We start from the raw sequence: 24,904 nt of genomic DNA on the forward strand, positions 1-24,904 counted from the left end.
GCCGTCAACGATGCAGCTGCATGCCGCGCTTCACTGTACTCGGCACATCGGTATGGCTGCTGCGCCGCTGCTTGCGTGCTCGCTTAACGACGCATCGCCAACCCATGAGCACCTAGCGGCCCCAACAACAATCACGCCATCGTGCACGGTGCGACGCCTGTGGCAGGCAACGTCGCTGTGCTACGGTCCGGCGCTGCATCCGCCGGAGACGTTTCGCATGCCGCACCGATCGATCGCATCCTCGCATCTGCGTTGGCTGATGCTGCTTGCCAGCCTTGCTGTCACTGCCGGCAGCGCAGCGCCACGCGCGGCCGAGTCTGCCTTCAACGCGGTGGACCCGTTCATCGGCACCGGCGGCGAAGGACACACCTATCCCGGTGCCACGGTGCCGTTCGGCATGGTGCAGTTGAGCCCGGATACACAGATCAAACCGCGCAAGGAGGCCTACGGCTGGGCTGCGGGGTATCGGCATAGCGACAGCACCATCGTCGGGTTTTCGCACACGCATTTTTCCGGCTCCGGCCATTCGGATCTGGGTGACATCCTGCTGATGCCGCAAGTTGGCGAGGTCAAGCTGGAGCGCGGCGATGCCAGCAAACCCGGCAGCGGCTATACCGCGCAGTTCGATCACGCCAGCGAGCAGGCGCAGCCCGGCTATTACGCAGTGACGCTGAAAGACCGCACTATCCGCGCCGAACTCACCGCCAGCGCGCGCGTGGGCGTGCATCGCTACACCTTCCCCAAGGGCAAGCCGGCACATGTGCTGGTGGATCTGCGTACCAGCCTGTACGACTACCCAGGCAAGGTGCAGTGGTCGCGGCTGCGCGTGCGCAGCGATGGCACCGTCACCGGCTTTCGCGAAACACGCGGCTGGGCACCGGGGCGGCAGTTGTATTTCGCCATGCGTTTTTCGCGCCCGCTCACCGCCACCCAACTGCACGACACCGAGCAAGACATCCGATACAAGGGCTTCCCGCCGCCGGGCGACAAGCACCCCGCGCAACGCGCGCAGATCGAAGGCCGGCAATTGGTCGGCGTATTCGATGTCGCCAACGACGGCACACCGCTGGTGGTCACCGTGGCGCTGTCGCCGGTCAGCGAAGATGGCGCCATCGCCAATCTGCAGGCCGAAGTGCCGGACTTCGATTTCAACCGCGTCCGCGCAGATGCCCGCGCGCAATGGACCCAGGCGCTGTCAGCGATCGATGCGCAAGGCACGCCGCAACAGCGCACCCAGCTTTACACCGCGCTGTATCACACCCTGCTCGGGCCCACGCTGTTCATGGACAGCGATGGCCGCTACCGCGGGCCGGACAACGCCGTGCATCAAGCCAACGGCTGGACCAACTATTCCACCTTCTCGCTGTGGGACACCTATCGCGCCCTGCACCCGCTGCTCACCCTGGTGCAGCCAGCGCAACGCAGCAGCGACGTGGTCAATTCCCTGCTCGCGTCGCGCCGCGAAAGTGCCTACGGCATCCTTCCCGTTTGGGCATTCCACGGCCTGGAAACCTGGTGCATGATCGGCTACCACGCGGTGCCGGTGATTGCCGATGCCTACATGAAAGGCATCGGCGGCTTCGATGCCAACGAAGCGCTCGATGCCATGATCGCCAGTGCCAACTACGGCCCCTACGACGGCATCGCGCAATACCGCGAGCTGGGTTACGTACCCATCGACGAAGAAGGCGAAGCCGCATCCAAGACACTGGAATACGCCTTCGACGACTGGACCATCGCGCGCATGGCCGGTGCGCTCGGCAAGCGGGAGATTGCCGCCGAATTCACCAAACGCGCCGGCAACTGGAAGCATGCCTTCGACCCGGCCACCGGCTACCTGCGTGCCCGCACCCGCGCTGGTAATTTCCGCGAACCGTTCGATCCCTCGGCCAGCGGCTATGGCAGCGACTACACCGAAGGCAACGCATGGCAATACTCGTGGTACGTGCCGCAGGATGTCGCCGGGATCGCCGCCGCGCATGGCGGCGAAAACAAGCTACTTGCGCGGCTGGACGCGGTGTTCGACGCCAAGGTCGACCCCAAGGTGTTCGAGCACATGGAAGACATCACCGGCTTGATCGGCTGGTACGCACACGGCAACGAACCCAGCCACCACGTCGCCTATCTGTACGCCTACGCCGGCCAGCCGTGGCGCACGCAGGCGCGCCTCACCCAAATCATGGACAGCCAATACCACGCCGGCCCCGAAGGCCTGGCCGGCAACGACGACCTCGGCCAGATGTCGGCCTGGTACGTGTTCACCACGTTGGGGTTTTATCCGGTCGCGCCGGGTAGCAACCAATACATCATCGGCCGCCCGTTCCTGCCGCGCGCCACGCTCAACCTACCCAACGGCAAGCATTTCAGCGTCATAGCAGATGGCGTGAGCAAAGCGCGCCCGTATATCGGCAGCGTCTCGCTCAACGGCACGCCTTTGACCCGCGCCTACCTGACCCATCAGGAGATTCAGGCCGGCGGCGAACTGCGCGTGCGCATGCAGGCAACACCGAACACACAATGGGCCACCGACCCGGCACAGCGGCCGTATTCGATGTCGGCACCGGCGTCGGCTCAGTAATAGATGCCCATTCGCAACCCGCAGGCATCGCGCTCCACCACCGCTGGCAGACTACCCGCGGTTCCTGCGGCAATGCGCTGCGCGCTCCAATGGGCCGCCAGGGCATCGAGGACATCGTCTGGCTGGGCGCATGCGCGCGGCACGCGCTCCAGCAGCGACGCAACGCGCGCCGCGCCGTAGTGATCGCCTAACAAGGTGCGCCGTTGTCGATGTCCTTCGCTGCTTTTCTTGGGTGCCGCCAGGCCTTGCCCGCCGGCAAGCGCTGCAAACGACACTTCCGGATGCACCTCGAATACGTGCTCCGCCCATGCGGGGTCTGCACGCAACGCGCTGTCCCAGTCGCGAATCTTGGGCAGTAACGCAAACGACTGCACACCAAAGCCGCGTTGCTTTTCATGATCCAGCACGCGATGCAACGCCGATGCTTCTGCTTGTGTTTCAGCCTGCAAGATGCCGCGCAACGGCGCCGCAAAGATGCTGCACGCACGGCGCCCACCCACAAAGCGGCGCGCTTGCACCTCTGCCGCGCGTGAGGCGTGCTCGCTCAAGCCCAGCGGAATATCGACACCCAGCAAATCCACCGCGTGCAACGCCACCTTCAGCTCGGCCACCGTTGCGTAATACGCAAATGCCAGCGCATCGCCCGCCCACCACACCGCAATCCAGCCGCTGCGTGCACCGTCCACGCCTACACAATGGTGTCGTTTCACGTACAGGTTCTCGCTAAAGGATTGCATCGGTTGACTGGCATGTGATGCAACAGCGCCAGTCCTACGTTACACGTTCACATGGCGCACAAGATTTGAGCAGCGTTGATCCACCAGTGACCCACTGCCGGCTTCGATCAGACGAAAGCCTCCCCTTCTCCCGCCGGGAGACGATGCCCGAAGGGCGGATGAGGGTACGCAAGCTCCACCAACACTCCGAGCACCATCCACGCTTACTGCGTCATCACCACCGTCTGGATCGCATGCGCCGGAATCTCCAATTCACTCGACGCCTCACCCACATACAGGTTGTAGCGGATTGCCACGTCGCTGGCATTCATCACCACCGTCGCCAGTGAGCCATCGCGGTTGGCAAATGCAGTCGTCATCAGATTGCTGCGGCTACTGGCCGCACTTACCCGCCGAGCACCCGGCCGGATGAACTTGGAAAAGTGGCCGATATACCAATAGCTCGGCGTGTAAGTCACCTCACCCGTGCGCGTGTCGGCGTGCACCGGGGCAAAGCAGTAATTGCCCACATGATTGGGCCCACCGTTCTGGTCGAGCAGGATGTTCCAGTCGGTCCAGCCCACCGCGCCATGATTGAGGTCATTGATGATGGCGGTGCCATAGCGCTCGCCATTGGGCCAGTACTGCAACTTCGCGGGGTCAAACTTTTCCACCGCCGCTTCGGTGAGCAGCAGATGCTTGTCCGGGTACGCCTGCGCAACCGCTGCCACGTTCTCCACCATCGGCTCGAATCCAGCCCAGGTTTCGTACCAATGAAAGCCCATGCCCCACGCGTATTTGGCCGCTTCCGGGTCGTCGAAGATCACGTGCGCACGGTGCACCATCATGTCGCGGTTGTGGTCCCACACGATGATCTTGCGTTCGCCATAGCCGGCGCTGGCCATGGTCGGGCCAAGATGGTTCTTCAGGAAGTCACGCTCTTCTTCAGCCGAAAACAGCATCGACTCCCAGGTCTGCACCGCCATCGGCTCGTTCTGCAGGCTAATGCCCCAGATCGGAATGCCGGCCTTTTCATAGGCCGCGATAAACCGCGTGTAGTAGCTGGCCCAGGCCTGCGCATACTCCGGCAACAGCTTGCCGCCCTTGAGCATGTTGTTGCTGTCTTTCATGAAGGCCGGCGCGCTCCATGGGCTGGCAAATGTGGTGAGCGCGCCGCCGGCCGCAGCGATGGCCTGGCGCAGCATCGGAATGCGGTATTTCGCATCGTGCTTGACCGAAAAACTCCTCAGCGCCGCATCGCCTTCTTTGATGTAGGTGTAGCTGCCGCTACTGAAATCCGAGCTGTGGATGGTGGTGCGCGCCAACGTATAGCCGATGCCCTTTTGTGGGTCGTAGTAGGCGGTGAGCAGCGCACGTTGCGCAGGCTTGGGTAGCTTGGCAAAGGTCTCCGCACTGGAATCGGTAATCGCCCCGCCGATGCCCAGCAGCTCCTGAAACTGGCGCTGCGGATTGACGAAGATGGAGTTCTCTTTCTCAGTCAGCGCATGCCCTGCCCTGGGCGCATCAGCGGTGCTGACACGCATCTGCTGCGATGCGCCTTGGGCGGACGTGTAGACGCGTAACGCGCCGGCGGGTGCTGCTGGCGGAGTAGCAGCACCTACAACGGCAGCTTCTAGCGTATTCGCCGCAGGAGTAGAGGCAGATGATGCCGTTGATGCCGGCATCAGAATCGGCGTTGTTGCTGCAGCGGCGGATGCCAACACTGTTTCAGTCGCAGCGCTCCAAACGCCAAGCGCTCCCATCACCGACCACGCAATCGCTCGCTTCACCGTGCACCCTCCCAGGTTGGTCGCACAGCCTAACCGACCCACGCGCCGCAAAATGCCCCGACAAACGAGCACAAGCGCGGATTGCTTCTCCCCATTGAACAAGTGCCCGGGGAGCGCATGAAGGTATGTCGGCTGAGCTTAGAGCCAAGCCAGTCAATCAACGCCGCAGTCTCACCCTTCTACCGTCGGGAGAAGGTGGCCCGAAGGGCCGGATGAGGGTACGTCTGCGCGGATTGGTGTCAGTCCATGAATCAACGCAACAACACAGATGCCCACCAGGACAGCACGTCCATTATTCGCAGCCCCCTTACTCGTGCCCAGCCAATCTTGCGGCGCGAGCGCTCCAAAACACGTACGCCAGTCGTGAACAAGCTGTATTTCACCCGGAGCGGTGCAGGACGCAAATCATCTGCAAGTCCACTACAGCGCAGACCGTGCCAACCGATCCAGAATCCCCGGCACTTCCACCCCAAGCTCCCGCGCCAGAAACCCCACCGGCCCGATTCTCTTGGCCAACTGCCTGCCCGCGGCCGCATGCACGAACACGCCCCATAACGCAGCGGTCAACGCGTCGCAGCCGCGCGCGGCAAAACCGGCAATCAATCCCGCCAAGACATCGCCAGAGCCGGAGGTGCCCAACCCGGACGCACCGCCGCGATGCACCCACAGCGCGCCATCCGGCCCGGCAATAACACTGTCCGCGCCCTTGACGATCACCACGCTGCGCATCGTCTTCGCAAACGCCAACGCGTAATCGCCAGGCGCCGCTTCCACCGCCGCCTTGTCGTCGCCGGCCAGCGTGGCCATCTCGCCGGCATGCGGCGTCAGCACGAACGGGCGGCCCACCGGCGCACGCAAACGTGGCGACAACGCGCCCGCATCCAGCACCAATGTGCACACCGCCTGCGCAATCGCACGTTTGACCAACGCCGCAGTGGTGTTGGTCGACGCCATCCCCGGCCCGATGACCGCCGCATCGCAGGACGCCATGGCCGCATCGAGCGCGCGGTGCCCGCGCACAATCTCGCCTTGCGCGTTCTGCCCCAACCCGAGCACCAAGGCTTCCGGCACCGCCAACGCCATCCCCGGTGCAACGCTCGCCGCGGTGGCGATCTGCAGCTTGCCCGCGCCCGCACGCAATGCCGCCTCGCCAGCCAACAACGCGGCGCCCGGCACGCGCATCGATCCACCCACAATCAGCACGCGCCCACGCTGCTCCTTGTCGCCACCGGGCGATGGCAGCGGCATCGCCCGCAATGCCGCTGCGGTGAGCATCCGCACGCGTGCCGCAGCCATGTCAGCGCGCTCCTGCCGGCCGATCGGACTCGGTGGTCACCGGCTCCTGCGCCAGCTCCGGCGACACGAACTTGGTGCGTACCAGCTCCAGCGACTGCCCATCGGCTGCGGCCACGTACTCGGTCACCCCGCAATTGGGCACATCGCCCTCGCGGTCGATGCCCAGAATGGTGGCCTCGTCCATCCGCTCGATCAGATAGCGGAAGCAATTGACGATCACCTGATGCCCCACGATCAACACGCGCGCACCCACATGGTTACGCTGCAAATCGCCCACGATGCTGCGCAGGCGAAAGATCACATCGCACCAGCTTTCGCCACCGGGCGGGCGGAAGTAGAACTTGCCCACCAAGTTACGTTGCTCAAACAACGCAGGAAACGCATCTCGAATACCGGAGGTGGTGTAGCGGTCGAGCACGCCGAATTCCTTTTCGCGCAGCCGCTCGTCCAAGCTCACTGCACCGGCGGGTTGGCCCAACGCCCGCGCCACCGCTGCGGCGGTCTGCCTCGCACGCACATAGGTGGAACTCAGGATCAAGGTCGGCCGCTCGTGCTCTGGCAGGCCCGCCATCCAGGCACCCAGGGCCTCCGCCTGGCGCTCACCCAGCGGCGAAAGCGGAATATCCGCATCGCGATGCTCCAGCTCGATCAGCGCCGCTCCCTTGGCCTCGGCCACATCGCGCGCCACATTGCCTGCGCTCTGCCCATGCCGCACCACCCATAACCGCGCCGGCCACTGTGCCGACACCCCTGCAACCGCACTGTTCTCACTCACATGCATCTCCTGCAACGAGCTCCACATGTCGCACAGCGGCCGTGAAAAAACGGTCGACCAGCGCATCTGCACGAACTGCAACGCAGCGCACGCAGCACCCATGACCAATGGCCTACAGCCCAGCGAACGCAACGGATGGCTAACGCAACGCCGCTATACTGCAGCCCCCCGCCTGCCTGCTCCCCATGTCCAACGTTCTGCTGCTACGCACGGCGAAAGAGCGCGAAGAACTGCTGCTGGAAGAGGTGCTCGACGCCACCGAACAGTGCATCGACGAGATCGGCCTCAACGCCACCAGCTTCGAACTGATTGCCGAACGCGCCAAGGTCTCCTGCGGCAGCCTGCTGCAACGCTTCGAAGACAAAGACGCATTGGTGCGCGCATTGCTGGAGCGCAACTACATGCGCGCCATCCGCCAGATGTGGCTGGTGGACCGCCCGGCCAACGTGCACGTGGTGGATTTCATTGCAGGCCTGCTCGAAGAGTGGCTGCTGCAGGAAATCAACATCAAGCGCACCCGCATCGACCTTGAGCTGCACCTGGCCACCCTGCGCGACCCGGTGCTGGCCGCCTTCATGCGCCGCCAGAGCGCATCGCTGATCGAACACCTCAGCGCCCTGCTCAAGCGGCTACTGCGCGGCCACGCCGACCCGGCCAGCAGCGAACAGGAATTCCAGGCCCGCGTCTTCGCCGTCGCCGCCATGTGCGGCGGCCTGCACAGCGTGATGACCAGCGGCATGGAACTCAACCGCATGCATTTGCAGCTGATTTTGCGCGAGAGTTTGTCGGGGATTTTGAAGTCTGCGCCGGTGTAGTGACTGAAAGCCCAAGCGTTCAATCTTCAACCGAATTTGTCCGACATCTGAAGCCGGGTCAGACACAGATTGATGAGACATTCCTTACCCTTACGGGTAAGCCCGCTATTCATACAGACCAGCTGCTGGAAAGCGATTGAATCATCGCTACTTTGGTGGTGAATCGGCAACTTGTTCAGCTCGCTGATCGCCGTCCAAGGACCTCAAGGAGAGAGACATGCCCGAACTCGATATCAACGCATCTGCAGACGAAGTCGCACGCCTATTCAACCAAGGCCAGTCCCGCGAAGCGGCCACTCGGCTAGACGCCCTGCGCCAAGGCCAATCACAACTCGTACAAGAGGCGTTGGACCGCTCAGTCGCCTCGCGTGCAGCGGAGCGGATTGATTGCGCTTCAGCGCCCCGGCGGGCTGCCTGCGACAGACGCTTCGGCAGTGGGGCCAGTTATTACTCGACTGGAAGCAGCACGTAATGCACCCCGTTTCCCTGGTGCTGAGGAAACGCGCGATCTTTCTCAGGCGCAGCAACACGACGTTTACGCAAGCATTGTTGAAACGCGAGGCAATGATGTCGCACAGCAAGCCTTAGCGACGCAAGATAGGGTCATCGTTGGGCTCCGCAACGAAAATCGAACAACGCAAGGAACGGATTCACAAACAGGGGACACGAATAGCCGGGGTACGGGCGTGTATGACGATCGCATCGTTGTGTTGTGGAGAGCTTCCGACGGCACACGTCATGCACGAGAATTCAATAATGTGACAACGGAACCCACTGCTCAGTACGACGGACACGCCAAAACAACCCCGCGCAGCCAAGGCTATGAGCAGGTAGTCACCAGGGCCAAAACCGAGGGCGAGGACGTCAATGGTGACAATGTTCGTGATCTTGGGCGCATGGCGGAGGGAACAACAGAGATGGGCCGAGCAATGCATCCGCGTCGCGGCCATCCCGATGAATTCGCATTGCGTCCTACGGATACAGCTGTGGCGAACGGCAGTCGCCGGGTTGAGCGCGATAGTAATGGCGATGGGTGGTTCGATGCTCGCGACACACAAGGCGTTCAAGACCTCAACAACACGTTTAAAATTCATCGCGGGAGCGGACGCAATACGGACTCAGCTGGCTGCCAGACCATAGGAGGCAACGAGTACGACGCCTTTGTAAACACAGTGCGCGGAACGCCTGGCCAGGACCGTTGGCAATACGTATTGACGTCGGTGGCACCGACGCAAACGTTGCAACAGAATCAAGAGCGAGAGAATTTGCAGCCAACTACCACCCCGGATCCTCGGGCGCCTGGGCACCCGGACCATGGCCTACAGCAACAAATCAGCGGCCATTTGACTGCACTAGGCGGGCGCTACGCGCAAAATGCGGATAGCTACAGTTTGGCATTGCTCTACGAAGCCAAGGCAAACGGCATGACGCGTGTTGACAATCTTGTCGCTAGCAACGCAACCGGAACCCAGGCCGAAGGCACACGAATTTTTCTGGTTCAGGGGCAAAACAACGATCCTGCGGCGTTGCGGGTCGCCAGCGAGACGGCCACCATTGCAGCAACGCCCGTTGAGACAAGTCTGCAGCGGCTTCAGCAGCAGCAGCAAACTACGATCGAGACGCAAGGGCAACAGCAACAGCAACAGCAACAGCAACAGCCTGCGATTGGAGGCAGATAAAAATGCGAAGCAACCTTTGCTTGCCCATACTCGCAGCTCTCGCGTTTCTGACACTTACAGGCTGTTCTCAGCAAGCGCCTGCGTCATCTGGCAAGATCAATTCACCGGCTACCACAATAGTTCCCGACTCCAGTACGGGCATCAAAAATGTACCTCACCTTGCCCAAGCTTTACCTGGGGTCGCAAGCCCTAACAATCGAACTGCAGCCAACGGCCGCTATCGACCTATTCCCGAAGAGGTCGTTGCTGCGCTGCTTTCGCTGCCAACAGACTCACTCCAAGTCCCACGCCCGCTTCTGAAGCATCTGCTGGAGAAGAAAAGTAGTTACGTCGTCGAGATACCGCATGGCACCTCGCCCTCCGACTACCGCATCACCAGTACCGGGCAATCCGGCGCCGCGTATTTTGTATGGGTACGTGTTTTTCAAGGCGCGTCCCCGGGCGTGATGGGCTACCTTGCGCTCGTCAGCGCATCCTGCAAAGAGCTTGAGCAGCTTCCGCCCGACAAAACGCTGGATGCGGCAAGACAGCAGTGCGCAAAACCAGGCAATCAGCGACTAGGCGGCGGTCTGCGCGCATACCGCATTGCGAATGGCCAAGCCGAGGATGTGACCACGGGCATCCGACAGCCCGTCGACACGCTAGGCCCCGAACTTTACAAGCGCTATCAGGCAGCCGGTGCAAGCGAGGCGTTTCTCGATGCCTCGCGCCTGGATCAAGTCCCCGTCGGCCGATGGATCATGGAGCTCGACCCCGAGCAACCACTCGCCGAAGACGCGCCCCGCGCCTTCGATCACGGCATGCTGGTGCATGCCGGCTTTTTCCTCTGGAACGGCGACCACTTCGAGGACCGCGACACCGTGCCCGCAAGCCTATGGCCGTGTACGGACAGACCGTCGGAATGCATCAAGGAAGATCGCTACGTCACTGCCGACAAGTGAGGCATCTGCGCGACAACCGTCCACGCGTACAGCCTTGCCCACGTAGTTGCCCGACGGTGCGGTGACAGGGCGAACCTCCGCTGAGTCGCGCATCTAATCGGCTCATCGAACGATGCGGGGCAGACGCTGGTCAAGCAGGATTTGGCGCAAAGGATGCATTGGATGGAACAGCGCCGCCCAGACCTGGCCTTGAACCTTCCCGGCAAGGACGTGATGACCGCACATGATCGAGCATTCGAATTCCACCAGCTCGACCCCAACTGCTGGACACCACGCGTGCTCCTGCAAGCGTCCCTAGAAAAAAGCGGCCCCCAGAAGCTGGAACAGATCTGGACCAACATGCTCGACAACGAATACGTCGGCGCCACCCGCATCAGCAATACCGGCTACGAGACCTTTGCGCAGATGGGCTTGGTGGACGGTAGCCAGTACCTGGCCAAGTTGGGGGCGACCGAAGCGATCCAGATGCTCGAGGGCCGTTCTGCGATCGATCCGAACGTCATCGGCAGCAACAGTTTCTATGCGATGTACTTCGAAAAAGAACAGAAGTGGATGAATGTCAGCGTCGGTGGCGGGCATCCTTCCATGCGCGAAGAAACCAATCCTGCGCGCCTGGCGGAACTCAACGATACACGCCAAGTCCGCATGGAGCGCCAGCAGAAAGCGACGCAATTTCATGAGGACGATCAGCACCGCTCCATCACTCGCAGCCCGTTCACGGCATCGGTCGATGGCCTGCCAGATCGGACGCAGGCACCTACCAAGCTAGCCGATATCGGCCCGGGCCACCGCGACTACGCGTTGCTGCAACAGGTAAGCGCTGGCGTGAGCGCGATCGATGCGCAAGCCGGGCGCACACCGGACGAAAGCAGCGAGCGCCTGGTAGCCAGTGCCATGAACCTGGCCCGCCAGAACAATCTGGACCGGGTGGATCATGTGGCGTTGAGTACGCAGACCACGCAACACCCGGCCGGTTACACGGTGTTTGTGGTGCAAGGTGCGTTGAACGACCCTGCACACCTGCGTGCATCGATACCCACCGATGAGGCGGTGCGCACACCGGTGGGACAATCGCTGCAGCAGCTGGAAATTGCGACGGTGGATCGTCAACAGGCAGCGCTGCAGAGCCAACAGCAGGAGATGGACAACCGCTCACGCGAGGCTCCGGCAATGCGGATGGCTTGAGTGCAATCTGGCATGACGCAGCGTTGCGAGGCATCTCTGCAGGGCAAGACGGATTACCCCTAGACGACCAGCGCCGCTTCGTGATGCAAGTAGCCATGTTGAAACGCCCAACAAAAGCTGCATGCCGCGCAACCCCAGAAGTCGCACTAAGCTCAAACGCACAACTGCTTGCCCATCCAGTGCAGTACGCCCTTGCGCGAATCGGCAGACTGCAAACAGGCACTTACCTCCAACACGTGACACAAAAAAGCCCGGCGGTTGCCGGGCTTTTTCGTTAACTCACAGCCGGCAATGCTCAGCCCTTACGCGCCTTCAACCACGCCTCGATCTGCGGCACCAATGCCGCGCGCAGCTTGATCCGGGTCTGGATGCCGGTGATGGCGGTTTCTGCATCGCGGCGCGAGGTGGGAGCCAGGTACTGATCGGCATAGGCCTTGATCTTGTCGGCCGTCTTCGGGTCGACCGAGCCGGAACCCAGACTCGGGTAATAGCGGGCACGCGAGGTGGAGTCGATCAGGCCGTCCACCTGCTGCCGATGCGCCACGGCGAAGTCGAAGCCCAGGTCCGGATGTTCGCTCGCCACCATGTCGATCATGCTGGCACCGGTGGTGGCGCCTGGCTCGGCGGTCAAGGCCAGCTCCAGTGCACGCTTGGCCAGGGCCTGGTCCTTTGTTGCCGCCAGCAGGCCGTAGTACTGGTCGCGGATCATCGAAGAGGTTTCCTTCTTTGCCATCGCATGCAGCGTGTCCCAGGTGGCGGCATCGGCATTGCGCGCGACGATGCTCAGCACGCTGGTGCGCAACTCCGGCGACAGCGACGCCGGGTCGGCCTGGAAGGCGGCAAAACGGCGGCGCGCTTCGGCAATGAGCTGCGCGTCGCCCATGTCGCTGAGGCTGTCAATCAGCCGCGTGCGCAGTTGCTTGATCTGCGCGGAATCGCCAGCGCGGTCGTCCCAGCCCAGGGTGGCAAATTGCGGTGCCAGCCGCGAGGTGGCATACGACCGCCATGCGGCACGGGTGGCCGGGTATTGCTTGAGCATGTCGTCGACGCTGTCCACAGTGCCGGCCACCGTTTCCCACAGGTCCGGCGAAGCGCCCACCGCCACCTTGGTGGTCAACTCCAGCGCATCTGCCTGCGGTTGCAGGCCAACCGTGGCAAGCGCACTGGTATCCATCATCAAGCCAAGCTGGTCCACCACCGGCAGGCTGGAAAATGCAGTGCTGAGCGCCTTGAACTGCGCAGGTGCATAGCGGGTGCGGAAGTAGCCTTTCTGCCCGGCGTTGACCACCACCGGTGCATCGCAGCCGGGCAATTGCAGCTGTGCGCTGCCATCCACCAGCACGCGTACCGGCGCGCCGTTGCCGGCACGCACGGCGACCGGCACATGCCAGCGCAGTGGCTGCTTGTCGGGGCGATCGAGCGTGTATTCGCCCTGCTGCAGGGTGAGGTTGGTCTGCCCGTCCACACACGTGGAGGCGACATTGATCAACGGCACGCCGGGCTGGTTGGTGAAGTCGTGTGCAACCTGGGTGAATTGCTTGCCCGGTTCCATCGCATCAACCTGCTGCCACAACGCATCGGTCACCGCGTTTCCGTACTGATGCTGCTTGATGTAGTTGCGCACGCCGGCACGCCATTGCTGGGCGCCGACGTAGTCTTCGAGCATGCCGATGACCGCTTCGCCCTTGTCGTAGGTGATCACGTCGAATGCCTGGCTGGCCTGCTCCACGGTGTCCACGTGCTGCACGACCGGATGGGTGGTGGCATAGGCATCGCGCCGCATCGCTGCACGGCTCTTGAAGGCTGCCTTGGTCTTGTCGATATCCCATTCCGGGTGAAGCATCGTGGTCGTCCGCGATTCCATCCAGTTGGCAAAACCTTCGTTGAGCCACAGGTCGTCCCACCACGCCATGGTGACCAGATTGCCGAACCACTGGTGGGCGATTTCATGCGCAGCGGTCGTGAACACGGCCTGCTTGCTGTTGATGTCGGCCACCGCCGGGTCGAGCAGCAACACGAATTCGAAACTAAAGATCGCGCCCCAGTTTTCCATGGCGCCGAAAAACTGGCTCTGCCCGGGCGCAGCAATGTTGTCCAGCTTGGGCAGCGGATACGGCACGCCAAAATAATCGTTGTACGCGTGCAGCACATCGCGGCTGGATTCCAGTGCGAACTTGGCTTGATCGACCTTGCCGGCCTGCGCGATCACACCGATCTCGGTGCCGTTATCCGTCTTGACCGTGGCGCGCTCGAAGTCGCCCAGGCTCATGAACAGCAGGTAGGTGGACATCTTGGGCGTGGTCTGGAAAACGACCTTCTTCATCCCGCCCGCCGCTGCGCTGGAACGCGCCACCGGCATGTTGCTCACCGCCATCTGCTTGGCCGGCGCATTCACCGCCAGGTCGAACGTGGCTTTGAAATTGGGCTCATCCCAGGACGGAATGAAGCGACGCGCATCGGAGTTTTCGAACTGGGTAAACAGCGCGCGGCGCTTGCCCTGCGGCGTGGTGTAATCCAGCGCAAACAAGCCATTGGCCTGCGTGTTGATGATGCCGCTGTAGTCGATGGATAACACGTAGTTACCCGGTACCAGCGGTGTGCCGGTATCGAAGCGCGCGGTCTGCGCATCGGCGTCGGTGGCGATCTTGGTCGCTACCGGCTTGCCGCCCGTTGCTGCGAGCGTGGCTTTGGAAAAGCGCAGATTGGCTGCCTGCAACACGATGGCATCGGTAGCGGTGAGCACCCGGACATCGATGCGCACCTTACCGTCGAAGGTCATCTTGTCGGCATGCGGGGTGATCTCCACCGCGTAATGCGTCGGCCTGGCGGTTCGCGACACCTGGGTAGTGACCTGCGAGATCGATGGAGCCCCCGTCTCGGGAGCAGCGGCAGCATGGGCCACGGTAGCGGCGGACGTGCTGGCCAGCGCCAGTGCAATTGCAGTCACCAGGATCTGGCGCATTTGGTTCCTAACGTGATGGAAGTTGTCCGTGCAGAATCATCGCGTCAACGCAGATACCCCAACACAGCCGAAAGTCACGTCCACGCCTTGCGAGCACGAAAACGTAGACGTGGAAAAGAAGCGTTGGTGCTGCCGATGATAATCAAAGCAAGCCGGCGCGAACGGACACCGGATGGCGGGGGCCATGCTACAGGCCAGCGGTGAACACGACTCGTATCAAGGCGGCTGATGCGCAGTTGGCAATGACCGTGATGCGTCGCGCGCCCAATACCCTTAGCACCACTCGGCATGGCGCTGATCCAATACATCCGCCCTAATTGCAGTCGGCCTGCCTGATCGGCTGCGCTGCGTGCGCAAGCGGGCCTTGGACTGCAGTCAGGCTGCCGGCACGTACACCATTACTCCGCCACCCAAGGCGACGCACGATAGCGTGACAAAGAAAAGCCCCGCTTTCGCAGGGCTCTCTTGTTTCAATGACGCATCAGCCGATCAGGCGAACGGGTCCTGCAGCACCATGGTGTGGTCGCGGTCCGCGTTGGACTGCAATCAGGCTGCCGGCACGTACACCATTACTCCGCTACCTAAGGCGACGTGCGATAGCGTGACAAAGAAAAGCCCCGCTTTCGCGGGGCTTTCTTGTTTCAATGACGCATCAGCCGATCAGGCGAACGGATCCTGCAGCACCATGGTGTGGTCGCGGTCCGGGCCGGTGGAGACGATGCTGATCGGGCAGCCGGCCAGTTCTTCCAGCGCGCGCAGGTAGGCGCGTGCAGCAGGCGGCAACTCGTCCCACACGGTGATGCCGTGGGTGTTCTCGCTCCAACCCGGGAACTCCAGGTACACCGGCGTGCACTCTTCCCAGCCCTGTGCATCCAGCGGCGCGTATTCGGTGCGCTTGCCGCGGTATTCGTACGCGATGCAGACCTTGAGCTTTTCCATACCGTCCAGCACGTCGAGCTTGGTGATGCACAGGCCGGAGATCCCGTTGATGGCCACCGCGCGCTTGAGCGCAACGATGTCCATCCAGCCGCAACGACGCGGGCGGCCGGTGGAGGCGCCGTACTCGGCACCGCGGTCGCGGATGCCCTGGCCCACTTCGTCGTCCAGTTCGGTCGGGAACGGGCCGCCACCCACGCGCGTGGCGTAGGCCTTGGCGATGCCCAGCACGTAGTCGATCGCATCGGCGCCAACGCCGGTGCCGGCCAGTGCGCCGCCCACGGTAGTGTTGGAGCTGGTGACGTACGGATAGGTGCCGTGGTCGATGTCCAGCAACGCACCCTGCGCGCCTTCGAACAGCACCCGCTTACCCTGCTTGCGCAGGTCGTGCAGGATGCCGGCCACGTCGTACTTCATCGGCTGCACGTAGTCGCCGAACGCCAGCGCTTCGTCGTAGGTCTTCTGGAAATCGACCGCTTCCACGCCCAGGTACTTGGTCAGCACGAAGTTGTGGTAATCCAGCGCGGTGCGCAGCAGTTCTTCCAGCTGCGGCGGGTAATGCAGGTCGGCGATGCGGATACCGCGACGCGCCACCTTGTCTTCATACGCCGGGCCGATACCGCGACCGGTGGTGCCGATGGCCTTGCCGCCAGCGGCCTTCTCGCGCGCCTGATCCAGGGCGATGTGGTACGGCATGATCAGCGGGGCAGCCGGGGAAATCTTCAGGCGCGAACGCACCTCCACACCGGCGCCTTCCAGCTCGCTGATTTCCTTGATCAGCGCAGCCGGGGAGATCACCACGCCATTGCCGATCAGGCACAGCGCGTCGTCGCGCAGGATGCCGGACGGGATCAGATGCAAGACGGTCTTCTTGCCGTTGATGACCAGGGTATGGCCGGCGTTGTGGCCGCCCTGGAAGCGGACGACCGCACCGATCTCTTCGGTAAGCAGATCGACGATCTTGCCTTTGCCTTCATCGCCCCACTGGGCACCGAGCACGACAACTGACTGACCCATGACGGGTGGACTCCTGAGTTTTGCTGCGGCCATCGGGGCCGCGGGATGGGACCGGTTCGGGGCTGGCGGCGCCACCTTGCGCGCAGCTCCATCGGGGAGCGTTGCAGCAGCGACCAACCCGGACACGGAAAAAGCCGAACGGAGTGCTCTGGTTGGAGCGTGCCCGGCCGGCTTTTGTGCATTATCCGGGTTTCGGGTGACGTGCACTACCCCTGGCGAGGCGGCGGATCGGGGGGCCGGTCAGATTGCGGCTGGCCGTCGGTTGGTGGGTGCGGCCGAATGCTGCCGGTCTCTAGCCTGGTCGTCGAAAATCTCCAATTCCCTCGGGCCGTAGTAGCGCACTTGGGCGCGACGCTTTGCTAGGAATGCCTGTCGCGCCCAGGTGCGCTCCTACGCTGCCGGAATGGACGGCCCGCTCAGTGCCGCACGATCCACAGCGCGATCGCCCCCATGACCAGGGTGACGCCGCCGATAGCGCGCAGTTGGGCGGTGGGCAGGCTGAACAGTTGCTCGACCATGCGCTTCCAGGCGGTGGGCGCGGCAAACAACAGCAAGCCTTCAATGACGGCGATCAAGCACAACGCTGACAGAAATTCGTGCATCAACAACACCAGGACAACGTGGGGATCTGCAGTGTGCCGGTTCGGCAACCAACAGGCCTACAGCGTAGGAGCGCACCCGGGCGCGACGGGCATTACCAGTAAAGCTTTCGCGCCCAGGTGCGCTCCTACGCGGCTGGGTCTGGCTCATAAAACCAAGCAAGCCTCACTCGGCATCTGAGATGCCCGGGCGCGATAGACACCCTGGGAATCTACAAAAAACAATCCACCCGGCAGGCAGGCCAGGCAGGCCTGCATCGTAGGAGCGCACCCGGGCGCGATGGGCATTACCGGTAAAGCTGTCGCGCCCAGGTGCGCTCCTACGCGGCTGGGTCTGGCTCATAAAACCAAGCAAGCCTCACTCGTCATCTGGGATGCGCGGGCGCGATCGACACCCCGGGAATCTACAAAAGACAATTCATCCGGCAGGCAGGCCAGGCAGGCCTGCATCGTAGGAGCGCACCCGGGCGCGACGGGCATTACTCAGAAACCGAGTCGCGCCAAGTGCGCCCCACGCTGCCCGGTCTCACAGCCAGATTGCGTCCCAGAAGGGGTAATCGCCGAGGCGGGTAACCAGTCCGGCCCGCAGTGGATTGGCGACTAGGTAACGCGCCACTGCGTGCAGGTCGTCGTCTTTGCGCAACGCGTGGTCGTGGTAGCTGCGGCTCCAGACCGGCACGCGATGTTGACGCTGATCGTTCACCGCACGCGCTGCGCACGCTTTCATGCGCGATACGGTGTCGGCCAACGATGTGGCGCTGCCGAGTTGCACCAACCAATGCACATGATCAGGCATCAACACCCAGGCCAGCAGCCTGGCATCGGGTGGCGTTGCTGCGGTGAACGCCCGACAGGCCGCGGCGGCGAGCAGAAAATCTGCGAACACAGCGCGACGCTGCCATGTCGTGGTGGTCAACAGGTAACCGCCGTTGGGCAAAGACTGTCTGCCGCGGCGCAGCGCGCGATGCCCGGGTGAGTGGACGTTGGCCATGCGGCAATGCTGATGGCCTCGCAGCATGGGGGATATCGGGGGTTGCCTGGTATGGTTCTAGGAAATCTACGGGTTATTTAGCTGTTTAAAGTTTGAAGACGGTCTGTTGGGTATGCCGGCAAGGCCCTGTCGCGCCCGGGTGCGCTCCTACGGCGGCATCGGGCTAGAGACTTGCTAGGTAACTGCGGCTCCTGACGCATGCTTCAACACCCCGAAACGCACACCCACGATAAGCGCAACGCGTAGGAGCACACCTTGGGCGCGACGCTTTGCTGGGAATGCCTGTCGCGCCCAGGTGCGCTCCTACGTGACGGGCTCTTTGGGCGAGCATGCAACTGTTTGGCCGTGACGGGCACAAAAAAACGCCCGCATTGCGCGGGCGTTTTCGGTTCAACACTGAGCGACTCAGTACAAGGTGATCAGCAATTCAACACCCAGCGATCAACGATCGCTCTTGAGGTACTGCAGGAACGGGTCGTTCTTGTCGAGCACGATCACGCCGTTGCCGTCGGCCATCGATTCGCGATAGGCCTCCAGACTGCGGTAGAAGGCGTAAAATGACGGATCCTTTGCGCCGGCCTGGCCGTAGATGCGGGCCGCGTCGGCATCGCCTTCGCCACGCAGCTTCTGCGCATCGCGTTCGGCGTCGGCCCTGATGACCGTGCTTTCGCGGTCGGCTTGCGCACGGATGGTCAGAGCCTGCTCTTCGCCTTCTGCACGCAGCTTGCTGGCTTCCTGCTTGCGCTGGGCGCGCATGCGCTCGTAGACTTCGGTGATCACCTGGCTGTCGGTCGGCAGGTCGATCTGCTTGATGCGCAAGTCGGTGATCTGCATGCCCAAGCCCTTGATGGCGCCGTTGATGCCCTTGAGCTGGCTGGCAATCAATTCGCTGCGGTCGCCGGAGACCAGCTGCTGCAAGGTGCGCGAGTTGATCTGGTTGCGCAGCGAGTCGGTGATGATCGGTGCCAGGCGGGAATTGGCCACCGACTCTTCACCACCGGTGGCGCGATAGAACGCACGCACATCGGAGATGTAGCCGATGGCAAAGAAGTCCACGCTCACGTCTTTCTGCTCGGCGGTGAAATACCGCGCCGGGGCGGTGTCCAGCACCTGGAAGCGGCGGTCGAACACGCGCACCGATTCCACCACCGGAATCTTGAAGTGCAGGCCGGGCTTGAGGTCGGCGCGCACCACGCGGCCCAGGTTGAGCACCATGGCGGTCTGGTCTTCGCGCACCACGAACACCGAGCCCATCAGGGTTAGCAACACGGCGACGATCAGGCCGATGACTAGCGAATTTTTCATTGTTCGGTTCCCTCACGGCCGGTCGGACGCGGCCCGCGTTCCGGATTGCGGATGGCCTCGCTGCTGGCGCTTTGCGGCGGATTCAGCAGCACGTCCTGCGGCACCATCGACGGCATGCCGCCATTGCCCGCGTTGCCGCCGGCGTTGGCAGCCTTGCCAGCATCTGGCAGCGGCACATAGATGACCTGGCGACCATCGCTGCCGATCACCTTACGGTTCTCCGACAACACCTTTTGCACGGTTTCCAGCCACAGCCGCTTGCGCGTGACCTCGGGGGCATTGGCGTACTGCTCCTGCAACAGGGTGAAGCGGTCGGCGTCGCCCTCGGCCTTGGAGATCACCGCTTCCTTGTAGCCTTCAGCACCGGTACGGGTGCGTGCGCCCTGGCCGCGTGCCTCGGGCACCACCTTGGCGGCGTAGGCCTGGGCTTCGTTGATCAGGCGCTCGCGCACCTGCTGGGCACCGTTGACCTCGTCGAAGGCCGGCTTCACTTCTTCCGGCGGACGCGCGTCTGGCAGGGTCACGCCGGTCACGGCCAATCCGGTGTTGTAGGCATCCAGCGCCATCTGCAGACGGTCCTTGGAGGCGATCGCCAGCGGGCCGCGATTGTTGAGCACGGTATTGAGGTCAGACCGCCCCACCTGCTCACGCACGGCACTCTGCGCGGCCTGCTCCAGCACCAGATCGGCATTACGCGAGCCGAACAGGTACTTGCGCGGGTCGCTGATCTGGTACTGCACGTTGAGCGAGACGTTGACGATGTTCTCGTCGCGCGTCAGCACCGGGACCTGATTGCTGAAGGTCTTGATCTCGGTTGCATTGACCTTGCGTACCGACTCGATGGGCCAGGGCAGCTTGAAGCTCGGGCCGGGCTGCAGGATGCGCGAGAACTGGCCGAAGCGCAGCACCACGCCACGCTGCTGTTCGCCGATGAGCTGGAAGCTGGAGAACAGCACCATCAGCACCACCGCGACCAGAATCCAGCGCCCCACGCCGCCGTCGAACAGCTCCTTCAACGGGGCGGGCAGGTTGCCCCAGCCACCACCGTTGCCACCACCGCGCGGGCCCCAGGACCTGCGACGGTTGGGATCCGGGCCGTCTCCGCCCTTGTTGCCGGGTGTGTTCCAGGCCATGCACGCTCCATGATCGAGGGGCTGTGCGGGCCAGTCCCGCAGTGCCGCCGTGTTGTTTGATTCGCCGATTCTACTAGATGGGGCAGACCGGCCGTTTTGAAAGGCCCTGATTGGTGCATCGGCGGTTTAGCCGGCGGGGTGAATCAAGGGGTTGGCAGTTCTTGGCGGGGTGGAGACGAGGTAGCGGCGCCAGGTTATAGGTCGGCGGGAGCCCTCAATGCGCGAAACCGGTGCCGAGATCGAAAGCGCGGAGCCGACCGCTCCGCTACCGGGAGGCTTGGCCGAACCGACCCAGCGCGGCCGACGCGCCCCCGGCGCTCCCGCGCACGACCTGGGCACTTCGAGACCGTGACCGGCACCGGCACGCGCCATGACGACAGCGGCTGTACCGCGCCAATCAATGGTGGCAGCGATTGGGCTGGTGCACTCACGCGCACTGGCACATCGGCCAGGAGGGACGGCTGGTGCTGGAATGGACGGCTGCTGATCGAGGACAGCGGCGCAGTGGCACATCGCTCGCGTTGCGCTGCGCTTTGACAGCGCATGCAACGTCACGCATGCAGGCATGTGACTGACGATCGACCACCTGACTGATTGGGCGGTGCCTGCTACACCGGCGCGCTGACCCGCGCGGCAGCCAGCCGTCTGCGGTCTGTCGCGCGCTGCCATCGATATCGTGGGCAGCGTCCGAGAACTGCGTGCTGGCATGCAACGGAGCGGAGAGACAACGACGACGCCCCATCGGGCGTTGCCGCACCGGACACGCCCGATGGCAAGCACGCATGCGCGCAGACCGTTGGCAATTGCCGGTTCGCAGCGAAGCGTTTGTCATTCGCCAAGGCGATGACGCTGGAAGTCATCGCCTGCTAGCCCGAGACTCCCGGCTCAGTTGCCGCGGATGTCAGCGATCACGCCTTGGGCGGTTCGTCCTTCTGGTTGAACACCCGCTCCATCACTTCCAGCAGCTCGTCTTCGGAAAACGGCTTGGTGATATAGGCGCGCGCGCCTTGGCGCATGCCCCACATGCGGTCGGTGTCCTGGTCCTTGGTGGTCACCAGTATCACCGGGATGTGCTGGGTGGTGGGCTCGCGCTTGAGCGTGCGCGTGGCCTGGAAGCCGTTGAGGTTGGGCATGACCACGTCCATCAACACCAGATCCGGCAGCGACTCCTTGGCCGCTTCCACACCGGCGGCGCCATCGGTGGCGGTGATGGTTTCGTGTCCCAACTTCTCGACGATGCGCTGAATCCCCAGCAGCTGCGACGGCGAGTCGTCGACGATCAAAATGCGTGCCATGTGTTTCCCCTAGTGTGCGCGGCGAGTGTAGTGCGCCAGCTGCGCTTTCGGTAGCTGGGGGCAATAGCGCGATGGTCGAAGGCTGTGCTGCGCTGCGGTGCACGCGGTGCTCGCCTTCGCACTCCTGTGCGCCGTGGTGGGCGGTGAGGGGTTGGAAGCGAGGTGCAGGCGATGCGTCGCGCTTCGGCTAAGGAGGCTGCTGGCGCTGACTGCTGGAGGGACGCATGGATCCAGCTTCGCTCGCTGCGCGCAACTGACGCCATTGAAGTGGCGCCCGGCCGAAGTTGACTGACGCCGGCAGCCGCACCGGGCGGCCGTACCCTCACCCCAACCCCTCTCCCGCAGGAGAGGGGCTTTCGCGCCTCCTCATATTGGGAGGCTTGCGCGTTGCGACGGGCGAGACGTCTGGACCTCAGGACCTCCTCTACGAAGAGAGGCGCCTGTGGACCTCACACCGTCTCGCCGAAGGCCTTGGCCAGGTTGCGGTAGGCCTTTTTCTGCGCGTCGTCGGTGGGGGCCGGGGCCAGGATTTCCAGCTCCACGATCTGATCGCCCGGGGGGGTGCCCGGCAGGCCGCGGCCGCGCAGGCGCAGTTTGCGGCCGGCGTCCGAGTCGGCGGGCACCTTCAATTCCACCGAGCCGCCCAGGGTGGGCACGCTGATGGTGGTGCCCAGCGCCGCCTGCCAGGGCATGACCTGCAGGAAGTAGAGAATGTTGCGCCCGTCCACCTCGAACTGCGGGTGCGCGGCGTATTCGATCTCCAACAGCAGATTGCCGCCGCCGTTGCCCTGCCCGCTCAGGCGAATCACCTGGCCGGGCTGCACGCCCTTGGGCACGCGCACGTCCAGCTGCTTGCCGTTGATGGTGATGCGCACGCTGTCGCCCGAATGCACCGCTTCCAGCGGCACCGCCAGCTTGGCGCGGGTGTCACCACGCGCCTGCGGCCCCGGCCCTGCGCCAGGACCGGCACCCGGGCCGCGCGGGCGGCCGCCGCGCTGGCCGGCGAACAGGCTTTCGAAGAAGTCGCTGAAGCCGCCACCGGCGCCCCCGTTGCCGAACACCTCTTCATAGTCGAAGCCCTGCCCGCCCCCGTGGCTGGGCGGCGCCTGGAACTCGTCGCCCGGGCGATAGCCCTGCGCCTTCAACTGGTCGTAGGCCTTGCGCTTTTGCGGATCGCGCAGCGCCTCATAGGCTTCATTGATCGCCTTGAATTTGTCTTCGGCGCCGGCTTCCTTGCTGACGTCGGGGTGGTACTTGCGCGCCAATCGGCGATACGCGGTCTTGATCTCCGCATCGCCTGCGCTGGGCTCCACGCCCAGCGTTGCGTAGTAATCCTTGAATTCCATCTATTCACCTCTGGAAAAAAAACGGCCCGCAGCCAGGGCCACGAGCCAGTTCGAGAGGCAGACACCAGGTGGGACGGCCATGCATGGCGCGGGCGGTGGGAATCGTAGGTACATGCCGTCCCTACCGATTCCAGACACCAGCCGCGCCCACGTGGCGGTCACGCAACAGGGTTGCTGGCCGATCTCTTCGCAGCCGGGCGGGCGACCGTGCCTATTCTACGGCGCGGCCGTCGCCGGGGAGCGAAGTCGGTGACCTCGCTCCAGGTCCATGACTTGTCAGCACGTGCCCCGCAGCACGCCGCGATGCCGATCGGCGGCAACTGGCGAGCCGGGCCGGGGTGTCATGCACACCCCGGCCACAGTCCTGACCAGCCGCAGCCGCGCATGCAGCGGCTGCGATAGCGCTTACTGCACCGTGCTGCCGCCGGTGTCCTGCGCGTTGCCCACCTGAATGGGACGCGGGGTGGCTGCCGGCCGCTTGGGAATGCGGATTTCCAGCACGCCGTTGTGACCGGCGGCGGTGATGCCGTCGGCATCGGCACTGTCGGGCAGCGCGAAACGCCGATGGAAACTGCCGTAGCGGCGTTCGATGCGCGAGAAGCGCTCGGTGTCGGTACTGGACTCGCTCTTGCGCTCGCCCTTGATCGACAGGATGCCCTTGTCCATCTGCACCTCGATCTGGCTAGGGTCGATGCCCGGCAGATCGGCATAAAGGACGAAGTGGTTGGGCTCTTCCGTGATGTCCACACGCGGCACCCATTGGGCGGTGACCACGGCCGATTCGTCGGTATCGCTGTTCTGTTCGAAGAAACGATCGAACACGTGCTTGATCTCGTTTTGCAGCGCGTGCGTGGGCCACTGGGGATAACGAACGATGCTCATTGCAAGCCTCCAAAAGTTGGGTGAGGGGCCGGCGACGGCGGCATGCACCACCGCGCCGGCCATGTGCGTCAGATAGGCGTGGCCGTGCGGATTTCAAGCGCGTTGACGCGCTTTTTCCCTGCCCTTTTCTAGACTTCGTTCAGCCACACAGAGCCCAGCCCCATGACCATTGCCGTTGGTGACAGCATTCCCGAAGTGGTGCTCAAGCGCATGCGCGAAGGCATCGAAGCGGTCGACACGCATCGCTTGTTCGCCGGCCGCAAGGTGCTGCTGTTCGCAGTGCCGGGCGCATTCACGCCGACCTGCTCGGCCAAACACTTGCCGGGGTATGTGGAGCACTTCGAAGAGTTCCGCAAACGCGGCATCGACGTGTTGTGCACCGCCGTCAACGACCCGTTCGTGATGCAGGCCTGGGGCCGCGCCCAGTTAGTTCCCGATGGTCTGCACCTGCTTGCCCGACGGCAACGCCGAACTGGTTCGCGCACTAGGCCTTGAAATCGACGCGAGCGCTTCAGGCATGGGCCTGCGTTCGCGCCGCTATGCGCTGTATGCCGACGACGGCGTGGTCAAGGCCTTGTTTGTCGAAGAACCCGGCGAGTTCAAGGTGTCTGCGGCCGATTACGTGCTGCAGCATCTGCCCGATTGAAGTCACGATTCCCCCGT

General features: G+C 63.3%; 17 protein-coding genes and 2 pseudogenes. 6 read left to right on the plus strand and 13 right to left on the minus strand.

Annotation, left to right across the window (positions count from 1 at the left end; translation table 11 throughout):
• The first annotated feature begins 217 nt into the window (after positions 1–217).
• Positions 218–2,578, plus strand: a complete 2,361-nt coding sequence (locus ABQZ00_RS14515; protein WP_323537967.1) for a GH92 family glycosyl hydrolase — start codon at positions 218–220, stop codon at positions 2,576–2,578.
• Here the strand turns inward: ABQZ00_RS14515 and ABQZ00_RS14520 are convergent.
• The 4 genes from ABQZ00_RS14520 to ABQZ00_RS14535 all read right to left on the minus strand — a co-directional run bounded on the left by ABQZ00_RS14520 (position 2,572) and on the right by ABQZ00_RS14535 (position 7,161).
• On the minus strand, positions 2,572–3,288 hold the full coding sequence (locus ABQZ00_RS14520) for a DUF429 domain-containing protein (protein WP_323537966.1): 717 nt from the start codon (positions 3,286–3,288) through the stop codon (positions 2,572–2,574). The two genes, ABQZ00_RS14515 and ABQZ00_RS14520, sit on opposite strands and share 7 nt — an antisense overlap.
• A gap of 230 nt (positions 3,289–3,518) precedes the next feature.
• Positions 3,519–4,979: a glycoside hydrolase family 30 protein gene (locus tag ABQZ00_RS14525; RefSeq protein WP_503064282.1), complete on the minus strand. Its 1,461-nt coding sequence runs from the start codon at positions 4,977–4,979 to the stop codon at positions 3,519–3,521.
• Between the two features lie 525 nt (positions 4,980–5,504).
• Positions 5,505–6,380: an NAD(P)H-hydrate dehydratase gene (locus ABQZ00_RS14530; protein WP_323537964.1), complete on the minus strand. Its 876-nt coding sequence runs from the start codon at positions 6,378–6,380 to the stop codon at positions 5,505–5,507.
• Position 6,381: 1 nt separating this feature from the next.
• Positions 6,382–7,161, minus strand: a complete 780-nt coding sequence (locus tag ABQZ00_RS14535) for a histidine phosphatase family protein (protein WP_055846294.1) — start codon at positions 7,159–7,161, stop codon at positions 6,382–6,384.
• Between the two features lie 179 nt (positions 7,162–7,340).
• Here ABQZ00_RS14535 and ABQZ00_RS14540 point away from each other — a divergent pair, with 179 nt between their 5' ends.
• The 4 genes and pseudogenes from ABQZ00_RS14540 to ABQZ00_RS14555 form a co-directional block, all read left to right on the plus strand.
• On the plus strand, positions 7,341–7,970 hold the full coding sequence (locus ABQZ00_RS14540) for a TetR/AcrR family transcriptional regulator (protein WP_055845724.1): 630 nt from the start codon (positions 7,341–7,343) through the stop codon (positions 7,968–7,970).
• 383 nt (positions 7,971–8,353) lie between these two features.
• Positions 8,354–9,649: an XVIPCD domain-containing protein gene (locus ABQZ00_RS14545; RefSeq protein ID WP_323537963.1), complete on the plus strand. Its 1,296-nt coding sequence runs from the start codon at positions 8,354–8,356 to the stop codon at positions 9,647–9,649.
• Between the two features lie 2 nt (positions 9,650–9,651).
• Positions 9,652–10,590, plus strand: a complete 939-nt coding sequence (locus ABQZ00_RS14550; protein WP_323537962.1) for a hypothetical protein — start codon at positions 9,652–9,654, stop codon at positions 10,588–10,590.
• A gap of 117 nt (positions 10,591–10,707) precedes the next feature.
• Positions 10,708–11,775, plus strand: a pseudogene (locus tag ABQZ00_RS14555) (XVIPCD domain-containing protein); the annotation flags it as partial.
• Between the two features lie 295 nt (positions 11,776–12,070).
• Here the strand turns inward: ABQZ00_RS14555 and ABQZ00_RS14560 are convergent.
• From ABQZ00_RS14560 to ABQZ00_RS14600, 9 genes are all read right to left on the minus strand, one after another.
• The gene (locus tag ABQZ00_RS14560; RefSeq protein WP_323537961.1) at positions 12,071–14,737 is read right to left on the minus strand and encodes a M1 family metallopeptidase; all 2,667 of its coding nucleotides are present in this window, start codon (positions 14,735–14,737) and stop codon (positions 12,071–12,073) included.
• Between the two features lie 660 nt (positions 14,738–15,397).
• Complete coding sequence (locus ABQZ00_RS14565; protein WP_055845741.1) at positions 15,398–16,690, minus strand: adenylosuccinate synthase; 1,293 nt, start codon at positions 16,688–16,690, stop codon at positions 15,398–15,400.
• 416 nt (positions 16,691–17,106) lie between these two features.
• A complete protein-coding gene (locus tag ABQZ00_RS14570; protein WP_055846303.1) occupies positions 17,107–17,292 on the minus strand; it encodes a DUF2065 domain-containing protein in 186 nt (61 codons plus the stop codon).
• Positions 17,293–17,815: 523 nt separating this feature from the next.
• A complete protein-coding gene (locus ABQZ00_RS14575; protein ID WP_323537960.1) occupies positions 17,816–18,280 on the minus strand; it encodes an REP-associated tyrosine transposase in 465 nt (154 codons plus the stop codon).
• Between the two features lie 441 nt (positions 18,281–18,721).
• Positions 18,722–19,585, minus strand: coding sequence for a protease modulator HflC (hflC, locus tag ABQZ00_RS14580; RefSeq protein ID WP_323537959.1), 864 nt, complete (start codon positions 19,583–19,585; stop codon positions 18,722–18,724).
• Positions 19,582–20,718, minus strand: coding sequence for an FtsH protease activity modulator HflK (gene hflK / locus ABQZ00_RS14585; protein ID WP_055845750.1), 1,137 nt, complete (start codon positions 20,716–20,718; stop codon positions 19,582–19,584). The genes hflC and hflK overlap by 4 nt, the downstream gene beginning before the upstream one ends.
• A gap of 908 nt (positions 20,719–21,626) precedes the next feature.
• Complete coding sequence (gene pilH, locus ABQZ00_RS14590) at positions 21,627–22,013, minus strand: twitching motility response regulator PilH (RefSeq protein ID WP_008578169.1); 387 nt, start codon at positions 22,011–22,013, stop codon at positions 21,627–21,629.
• Positions 22,014–22,462: 449 nt separating this feature from the next.
• A complete protein-coding gene (locus tag ABQZ00_RS14595) occupies positions 22,463–23,359 on the minus strand; it encodes a DnaJ C-terminal domain-containing protein (RefSeq protein WP_115512318.1) in 897 nt (298 codons plus the stop codon).
• Positions 23,360–23,764: 405 nt separating this feature from the next.
• Positions 23,765–24,241 (minus strand): Hsp20/alpha crystallin family protein, encoded by a 477-nt coding sequence (locus ABQZ00_RS14600; protein ID WP_323537958.1) that lies wholly within the window; start codon positions 24,239–24,241, stop codon positions 23,765–23,767.
• 162 nt (positions 24,242–24,403) lie between these two features.
• Between ABQZ00_RS14600 and ABQZ00_RS14605 the strand changes: the two are divergent.
• Positions 24,404–24,887, plus strand: a pseudogene (locus ABQZ00_RS14605) (peroxiredoxin).
• Positions 24,888–24,904 lie beyond the last annotated feature (17 nt).

This window comes from Xanthomonas sp. WHRI 10204, assembly GCF_040202875.1.
Taxonomy (GTDB): Bacteria; Pseudomonadota; Gammaproteobacteria; order Xanthomonadales; family Xanthomonadaceae; genus Xanthomonas.

Excerpts from the sequence above, each read along its gene's own strand:
- ABQZ00_RS14515 (WP_323537967.1), top strand. The coding sequence starts at position 218 with ATGCCGCACCGATCGATCGCATCCTCGCATCTGCGTTGGCTGATGCTG.
- ABQZ00_RS14525 (WP_503064282.1), bottom strand. The coding sequence starts at position 4,979 with ATGCCGGCATCAACGGCATCATCTGCCTCTACTCCTGCGGCGAATACG.
- ABQZ00_RS14530 (WP_323537964.1), bottom strand. The coding sequence starts at position 6,380 with ATGGCTGCGGCACGCGTGCGGATGCTCACCGCAGCGGCATTGCGGGCG.
- ABQZ00_RS14535 (WP_055846294.1), bottom strand. The coding sequence starts at position 7,161 with ATGCATGTGAGTGAGAACAGTGCGGTTGCAGGGGTGTCGGCACAGTGG.
- ABQZ00_RS14540 (WP_055845724.1), top strand. The coding sequence starts at position 7,341 with ATGTCCAACGTTCTGCTGCTACGCACGGCGAAAGAGCGCGAAGAACTG.
- ABQZ00_RS14550 (WP_323537962.1), top strand. The coding sequence starts at position 9,652 with ATGCGAAGCAACCTTTGCTTGCCCATACTCGCAGCTCTCGCGTTTCTG.
- ABQZ00_RS14560 (WP_323537961.1), bottom strand. The coding sequence starts at position 14,737 with ATGCGCCAGATCCTGGTGACTGCAATTGCACTGGCGCTGGCCAGCACG.
- ABQZ00_RS14565 (WP_055845741.1), bottom strand. The coding sequence starts at position 16,690 with ATGGGTCAGTCAGTTGTCGTGCTCGGTGCCCAGTGGGGCGATGAAGGC.
- ABQZ00_RS14570 (WP_055846303.1), bottom strand. The coding sequence starts at position 17,292 with ATGCACGAATTTCTGTCAGCGTTGTGCTTGATCGCCGTCATTGAAGGC.
- ABQZ00_RS14575 (WP_323537960.1), bottom strand. The coding sequence starts at position 18,280 with ATGGCCAACGTCCACTCACCCGGGCATCGCGCGCTGCGCCGCGGCAGA.
- hflC (WP_323537959.1), bottom strand. The coding sequence starts at position 19,585 with ATGAAAAATTCGCTAGTCATCGGCCTGATCGTCGCCGTGTTGCTAACC.
- hflK (WP_055845750.1), bottom strand. The coding sequence starts at position 20,718 with ATGGCCTGGAACACACCCGGCAACAAGGGCGGAGACGGCCCGGATCCC.
- pilH (WP_008578169.1), bottom strand. The coding sequence starts at position 22,013 with ATGGCACGCATTTTGATCGTCGACGACTCGCCGTCGCAGCTGCTGGGG.
- ABQZ00_RS14595 (WP_115512318.1), bottom strand. The coding sequence starts at position 23,359 with ATGGAATTCAAGGATTACTACGCAACGCTGGGCGTGGAGCCCAGCGCA.
- ABQZ00_RS14600 (WP_323537958.1), bottom strand. The coding sequence starts at position 24,241 with ATGAGCATCGTTCGTTATCCCCAGTGGCCCACGCACGCGCTGCAAAAC.